Origin of the sequence: Pelagibius sp., from assembly GCF_028289705.1 — a bacterium.
Lineage (GTDB): Bacteria > Pseudomonadota > Alphaproteobacteria > Kiloniellales > Kiloniellaceae > Pelagibius.
The window spans coordinates 26846-33955 of record NZ_JANQOI010000007.1 but is presented as its reverse complement, the minus strand read 5'-3'; the positions used below and the strand labels follow the sequence as shown (position 1 = coordinate 33955).

General features: G+C 64.0%; 6 protein-coding genes. 4 read left to right on the top strand and 2 right to left on the bottom strand.

Features of this window, described 5'->3' with window-relative positions:
• Window positions 1–299: 299 nt before the first annotated feature.
• Window positions 300–1340, top strand: coding sequence for a nitrate ABC transporter substrate-binding protein (locus tag Q0996_RS00535; protein ID WP_299614917.1), 1041 nt, complete (start codon window positions 300–302; stop codon window positions 1338–1340).
• Between the two features lie 44 nt (window positions 1341–1384).
• On the opposite strand, the gene Q0996_RS00530 is transcribed toward Q0996_RS00535, so the two are convergent.
• Window positions 1385–2287 (bottom strand): LysR family transcriptional regulator, encoded by a 903-nt coding sequence (locus Q0996_RS00530; RefSeq protein ID WP_299614915.1) that lies wholly within the window; start codon window positions 2285–2287, stop codon window positions 1385–1387.
• A gap of 209 nt (window positions 2288–2496) precedes the next feature.
• Here Q0996_RS00530 and Q0996_RS00525 point away from each other — a divergent pair, with 209 nt between their 5' ends.
• On the top strand, window positions 2497–3177 hold the full coding sequence (locus Q0996_RS00525; RefSeq protein ID WP_299614913.1) for an RraA family protein: 681 nt from the start codon (window positions 2497–2499) through the stop codon (window positions 3175–3177).
• 277 nt (window positions 3178–3454) lie between these two features.
• Here the strand turns inward: Q0996_RS00525 and Q0996_RS00520 are convergent, their stop codons facing one another.
• Window positions 3455–4645: an amidohydrolase gene (locus Q0996_RS00520; RefSeq protein WP_299614912.1), complete on the bottom strand. Its 1191-nt coding sequence runs from the start codon at window positions 4643–4645 to the stop codon at window positions 3455–3457.
• 513 nt (window positions 4646–5158) lie between these two features.
• Here Q0996_RS00520 and Q0996_RS00515 point away from each other — a divergent pair.
• Window positions 5159–6211, top strand: coding sequence for an ABC transporter substrate-binding protein (locus tag Q0996_RS00515; protein WP_299614911.1), 1053 nt, complete (start codon window positions 5159–5161; stop codon window positions 6209–6211).
• 24 nt (window positions 6212–6235) lie between these two features.
• Window positions 6236–7105 carry an ABC transporter permease gene (locus Q0996_RS00510; protein ID WP_299614908.1) on the top strand — a complete coding sequence of 290 codons (870 nt, stop codon included), beginning with the start codon at window positions 6236–6238 and terminating at the stop codon, window positions 7103–7105.
• The last annotated feature ends 5 nt before the right edge of the window (window positions 7106–7110 follow it).

Sequence of the window (7110 nt, the reverse complement as noted above, 5' to 3'; positions counted from 1 at the left end):
GCCAGGGTTAGGAGCGGGCGGTGCCGTGGGGTGGTCCCCCACAAGGCGTCCGCGACGCGGCCCTGGCGAATATCTGCCCCGTCCCGAAGGGATCCGGCGCATTTGGCCCGCGGCCGCGTCGCTTCTCGTCGAATATGCTTAGGCATGTCCTTCCTCGTCGCTCCTAACCGCGGGCCAAATTCGCTCGGACCACAACGGCGAAATGAATATCAACAGGCCCTAGAGTACATTCCATCGGGTTATGCGCTCCGTCATCTTGTGCATTGGACAAGCGCCGATGCGGAAGGCAAGACTGCTGCATGGCTCATCCCCGACTGGCCCTGAGACTGAGGCCCTACGATCATGTCTGCCCCTTGCTGCTCGGCGAGGTCGATGTCCCCGGCACCGAGCTTGACATCGACTGGCGCGGTCCGCTTGCGATCACCTTTCCCGACGAACTCGACGCCGCCGAGATCTCCTTCAATCGCTACGTCCTCGCAAAGGCCAGGGGCGAGAACGATCTGGTGGGCATCCCGGTGTTTATCCTGCGTGGCTTCCGGCACAGGAACTTTTTCGTGCGCGAGGACAGCGATCTCACCGATCTCGCCATGCTGCACGGGCGCAGGGTGGCGACGAACTCATGGAGCGATACCGGCACCATGTGGGCGCGGGCGGCTATGCGCGATGCCGGCGTCGGGGTCGGCGACGTGGACTGGGTGACCGGCACCCTGGACGCGGCCACGCCCACTCGGCCGGCGGGCGCCAAAGACCTCAAGCCGCCGGAAAGCGCGCAGACGCTGCCGCCCGGCGACACCCTGATGGCCGCCTTGCTGGATGGCCGTGTCGATGCCATCACCACGGCTTTCGCGCCCGCCGAGCTTTTCACCGAGACGTCGAGGATCCGGCGCTTAGTAACCGACTACGTCGCTGTCGAGCGGGACTATTACCGGCGGACCGGGGTCTATCCCGGGTTCCACATCGTCGCTTTCCGGCGCAGCTATGCCGAGGCTTGGCCGAATGTCGTCGTCGATCTTTACCGTGCCTTGAAGCGCGCCTGGGATAGCTGGTGGCTGAAAGCGATCCGCTTCGCCGAGGCGAGTCCTTGGGCCATGGCGGAGATCGAAACGATGGCCTTTGAATTCGCCGGCGACACGCCGCCCTTCGGGGTGTCCAGCCTCGGGCACCAGCGCATGCTGTCGGCCATCTGCGCGGAGCAAGAGGCACAGCACCTGGTCGACAAAGCGGCCGATCCCGAGACGCTGTTCGCGGATTTTCTCGAAATCCTCGACCGCCTCGGCCTCGACGAACCGGGGCTGCTTGCGGAGGTGGAGCCACCGGCCGCCGCCAATCGCGCCATTTAGCCCCTACCGCGCCGCGCGCTGCACAGGGGCTCACCCGGGTGAGTTCATGGCGGCGGGGACTCCGCCGGCGCCTTGCCGTGCTCCTCGCTCAGCACTTTCGATGCCAGGTCCACGAAGTGCCTGGCAATGCGTGACAGCGGTTTGGCGCGCGGAATCAGGATATCGGCCTGTACCGGCAGCTCCGGCAGAAAGGGGATCGCCACCACGTTGGGGTAGAGCCGGTCGAGCTGGGAGAAGCTGTCGACCAGCGAGATGCCGATGCCGTTGTCGACCAGCGACCAGGCCGTCGACACCCATCCGGTCTCGATCTGTCCTGAGAACTGAATGCGGCTGTTGACCAGGGCGGATTCGACGAGCGGCCGCAAGCCCTGATCCTTTGAGAAGGTTATGAAGGACTCGCCGGCGAGGTCCGTCGCCGTCACGCTGGTTCGGTCCGCGAGCCGGTGGTCGCGCCGGACGATACAGACCAGCCGCCCACTGCCCAGAGGTCTCGTTTCCACGCCGGAATGGGTGGGTGTCAGAAAGGCGAAGCCGACCTCGGCCCGCTGGGTTGCAACGCTTTGCATCACATAGCGCTTCGCCCGGATCTCGAAACTGACCGGCACCTCCGGGCGTTCCCGGGCGAACTGTGCGATGGCCCGTGGCAGCGCCACCTGTCCGAGGGTGGGAATGGCGACGATGCTCAACGAGCCGCGGCGGGCGTTGCGGACGTCGTCCAGGCTCTGATGGACGGCCCGCATCTCCTGAAACACGCGCTCGACATCGGGCAGAATCGCAAGCGCGTCGTCGGTCGGAACCAGCCGTCCCTTGATCCGATGAAACAGGCGGAACTTAAGCTGGTCTTCGGAGTGGCGCAGGATCTTCGTCGCCGCCGGCTGGGTGATGTTCAACGACTTCGCTGCACTGGTGACGGAACCGGTCATCATGATCGCGTGAAACACTTCCATCTGCCGAAAATTCACACCGGGTTCCTTTCCGCGTTTGGGGGCGGTCGTATATTTCCTCAGGTTATATCTACCTCCGATCTGATCATTGGACAATCTCCGGGACCATCGCCTAGGGTCGATGCATAGGTGGCCATGGCCATCGTTTGCTGCCAATTCACGATGGCCGGCGAGAGGCCGGCAGGTGACCGAAGAGGATATAAGCTCAAGATATGGAAAAGCACGCCCTGCACGGCCAGGTGGTCCAGGAGATATCCCGCCCCACGGCCGAACTCCTTAAGCGCTTCGAGCGTCACGACACCGCGAAAATCTGCGACTCGATGGGCGGCTACGGCGCCGTCGACTACGAGATAAAGCCGCTCGAGAACAACATGCGCTTCGTCGGCGCGGCCCTTACGGTGCTGACGCGCCCGGGCGATGCCCTTTATGTGCAAAAAGCCATCGATCTTACCCAGCCCGGCGATGTCATCGTCATTGGTGCGGGCGGCTACAAGGACGTCTCGGTCATCGGCGAACGGCTCGGCTACTTCTTCAAGCGCAAGGGTGCGGTTGCTATCGTCGTCGACGGCGCCGTGCGCGACGCCCAGGGCATGGTCGAAGATGCGCCGCCGACCTTCGCCAGAGGCAGTTGCATTCGCATCTTCGGCTCTCAGGGTCCCGGCGCCATCAACGTCCCGCTGTGCTGCGGCGGCGTCGCGGTCAATCCCGGCGATATCGTGGTCGGCGACAGGGACGGTGTCGTTGTGGTGCCCTTGAGCGATGCGGCGCGCATTGCCGATCTCGCGGACGAGCACCTCGAGGGCGAGCTGGAACGCCTGGCGGAGGTCGAAGCCGGAAAGTCGATCACCGAGACCTTCAGGCTGACCGAACGCATCGACAAGTGGGCATCATAGCAAGCGGGCGTCCACGACCGTCCGGTTTAAGGTCAGCATCGGGAAAACAGGCTGTGGTCGAGCGCGGGGCTCACCCCCCTCCCAACCTCCCCCCGTCAAGGGGGGAGGAGATTTTCTGAGCCGTTTCAATAACTTCCCCCTCCCCCTTCGACGGGGGAGGGCTGGGGTGGGGGTGACACCCCATCCGCAAAAAGCCGTCCGTCACGGCGCGTTCGGTTTCCTGTTCGGACCGCAGTGGCGGGTTTTAGGGGCGTCGTAGAATCAGGCTGTCCGCGGATCACGGTTCCTGCCGGAGGGCCAGCTCGGCGAGCTTGACCCAATAGGCGACGCCGATCGGCAGCAGGTCGTCGTTGAAGTCGTAGTGCGGGCTGTGCAGGCCGGCGCGGTCGGTGCCGGCGCCCAGCCAGATGTAGGCGCCCGGCCGTTGCGCCAGCATGAAGGCGAAGTCCTCCGAGCCCATGGAGGCCGGTGACTGTTCGTCGATATGGCGATCCTCCAGCACCGCGCCGGCGGCCGAGCGCGCGAGGGCTGCGTAACGGGGATCGTTGAAGGTCGCCGGGTAGCCCGGCGTATAGCTGAGGGTGACCTCCACGCCGAACTGGCGGCCGACGATGCCGGCATGGTGTTCCAGCCGTTCCCGGATGTCCGCGAGGGTTGGGTCCGACAGGGCGCGGATGGTGCCGGCGAGGTGGACGGTTTCGGGGATGACGTTGAAGGCCGTCCCGCCGTGGATCTTGGTGAAGCTGACCGCCGCGGCTTCACCGGGGTTGATCTCGCGGCTGACGATGCCCTGAGCGTTCTCGATCAGGCGCGCGGCGGCGAGGATCTGGTCGGTGCCTGTCTGCGGCATGCCGGCATGGGTCCCCTTGCCGGCCACGGTGATCTCGAAGGTCCCGGAGCCGGCCATGACGGGGCCGGAGGAAACCGCCGCCCGGCCAACCGCCAGACCCGGCCAGTTGTGCAGGCCAAAGACCGCCGAGACGGGAAAGCGCTCGAAAAGACCCTCTTCGATCATCTTGCGGGCGCCGGCCTCGAACTCCTCGGCCGGCTGGAAGATCAGATAGACGGTTCCCGGCAGGTCCCGCTTGCGCGACAGCACCCCTGCCGCGCCGAGGAGCATGGTGGTGTGGCCGTCGTGGCCGCAGGCGTGCATCTTCCCTTCGACTTCTGAGGCATAGCGCAGATCGGTCGCCTCCTGGATGTCCAGCGCGTCCATATCCGCCCGCAGGGCGATCTTCGGGCCCTGCCCGTTGCCGAGTTGGGCGACGATTCCGGTATGCGCCAGGCCGGCGGTGTAGGGGATGCCCATTTCATCGAGGCGCGCCGCGACGAAGCGGCTGGTTTCGACCTCCTGGAAGGCCGTTTCGGGATGGCGGTGGAGCGCGTGACGCCATTTGCGCATCTCGTCTTCGAATTCAAGTATTTCCCGGTCCACGGCCATGTCGCTGTCCAATTCCGTTGATTTCACAACGTCGAAGCCTATCGGGAAGGCCTTTGCGGGGTCCAATTGCGAGTTCGCCATCGGTCATAACTCTCAGTTATTTATCGCCGGTAGACAGGGCCGCTTGGTCTCGGTCCATGGCTGTATCTGCCGAGACCAATTCCGAATGGGAACCCCGAATACGACGCCTGGAAAGAGGGCGGGAAGGCGCCCACTCGGCATGTATGGTCGAACAATGAAACGTTGAGGAGGCTGCGGCTGCACGAGCGCACGCCGGCCGAACCCTGCCCGGAGGTGGCGCCAGGGCCGCCGCCGGGACGGCCAGCGTGCCCAGATCACAGGATAACCGTGAGTTATTGGTTGGACCCAACTGGCTATTGGACATACCGAAGGGCGCCACTCTACCCTGATTTTTGGCGGAGGAAGTCCCTGAACTCAAGGGCAGTAAATACGAAGCCAGTTCAACCCAGATTCAATTGGGAGGCCGATGTGACCAAGACAAAGCAGCCCCACAGAACAAGTATCTCGCGCCGGAAAGTATTGAAATACTCAGGCGGGATTGCCGCCTGCGTTGCGGCCGGTGCCGGGCCGGCCAGTATCGCGCGGGCCGCGGACACCTTGGTCGTCAACTCCCAGGGTGGCGAGTACAAGGAAATCTTCGAAAGGGTGGTCATCGCGCCCTTCGAGGAGAAGTTCGGCGTCAAGGTCATACACGACGCCACGGGCACCGCCTCGCAGGACATGGCAAAGCTCCGTGCGGCGGGCGGCAAGCCGGGGTTCGACGTGGCCGCGAGCCTGACGCCTCCGGAAGTCATCCTCGGCGGCCGCGAAGGTTTGCTGGCGCCGATGACCGCCAAGGAGGTGCCGAACCTCGATCATGTCTGGGACGAAGCGAAGGGCCTGGGCGCCGGCTACGGCGCCGTGCACACGGTGCAGTATGCCTCGCTCATCTACAACAAGGAGAAGGTCGAGAGGCCGGACTCCTGGGCCGACTACTGGCAGCCCTGGAAACGGTACGGCGAAGGCATCCGCAACCACGTCATCGGCTTCAACCCGGCCAATCTGTTATCGATCTTCGCGCTGCTCTACGCGGCGCGCCTCGACGGCGGCGGCACGGACAACATGGCGCCGGCATGGGACTATCTGGAAAAGCAGAAGCCCTATCTCGGCGTCGTGGTCACCGGGTCGTCGGAGGCGGTTCCGCACTTCGAGAACGGACAGGTCTGGATTTCGCCCTATTGGAGCGGCCGCGCCGCGCTCTACATCGACCGCGGACTGCCGTTCGAGATGGTGGTGCCCAAAGAGGGTGTCTTCGGCCTGCCGGACGTGGCGGCGGTGCCGTCCGGCGCGTCCAACAAGGACCTCGCGTTCGAGTTCGTCAATTTCCGCTTGTCCAAGGACGTCCAGCGCGCCTTTTCGCTGGCCTATCACGCCGGTCCCGGCCGCAGCGACATCACCGACTTCCCCGAAGAGTTTCTCAGCCGCCAGATTGCCTCGAAGGAGAAGATCGCCAAGACCATCTGGCCGGATCTGGCGAAGATCGGCGAGAAGCGCAAGGACTGGACCCTCAAGTGGCAGGAGATCATGTCCTAGAAAGTCCCCGAGAGTCCTTCCGGAATGTGGCGGATCGATTCCCAGCGCAGCGGTGCGGCGATAGCGGTCAGTTGGTATCTGGTCGCCGTACCGGCGCTGTTTCTTCTAATCTTCTTCGTCGTTCCGAACGCGCTGCTGCTGTCTGCCAGCGTCTTCAAGTCAGAGCACCAGGTGCTGACATCGCAGCTTACGGCCGAGAACTTTGTCCTGGTGCTCAGCAAGCCGCATTACCTGAGGGCGATCGCGCGCACCTTCGTCGTCGGCGCCTCCGTCGGCTTGCTGGTGGCTTTGATCAGTCTGCCGATCTCCTATTTTCTGGTACGCACGACCAGCCGGTTCAAAGGCCTGCTGATCGCCATTTCCCTGGCGCCGCTCTTGGCCAGTGTGGTCGTCCGCACCTACGGCTGGTACGTCATCCTGGACCGTTTCGGCTTCGTCAACGACGTGCTGGTGGGGCTTGAGATGATCCAGGATCGCATCGCTTTCATCCCAAGCACCGGCGGCATCGTTCTCGGCCTGACCCATGCCTTGCTGCCCTACGGGATACTGACCAACATCGCCGCATTGAGCTCGATAAACCCGAACCTGGAGACCGCTTCGAAGAGTCTCGGTGCGAACCGCATCCAGACCTTCGTCCACGTCCTGCTGCCGCTTGTCATGCCGGGGCTGATCGCCTCCTTCCTGCTGGCCTTCTCCATCTCGATCAGCGCCTATGCGACCCCGGCGATCCTTGGGGGCTATGCCTCCCAGACCATCGCCACCTTGATCTATACCTTCATCATGCAGGTTCTGGACTGGTCGCTGGGCGCGGCCCTGGGGACGGTCCTGATCGGGTCCACCCTGGTCATCCTGGTTCTGTCGTTTCGTTTCGGCGGCCGCAAGGTGCGGTTATGATGCAC

Excerpts from the sequence above, each read along its gene's own strand:
- Q0996_RS00535 (WP_299614917.1), top strand. The coding sequence starts at position 300 with ATGGCTCATCCCCGACTGGCCCTGAGACTGAGGCCCTACGATCATGTC.
- Q0996_RS00530 (WP_299614915.1), bottom strand. The coding sequence starts at position 2,287 with ATGGAAGTGTTTCACGCGATCATGATGACCGGTTCCGTCACCAGTGCA.
- Q0996_RS00525 (WP_299614913.1), top strand. The coding sequence starts at position 2,497 with ATGGAAAAGCACGCCCTGCACGGCCAGGTGGTCCAGGAGATATCCCGC.
- Q0996_RS00510 (WP_299614908.1), top strand. The coding sequence starts at position 6,236 with ATGTGGCGGATCGATTCCCAGCGCAGCGGTGCGGCGATAGCGGTCAGT.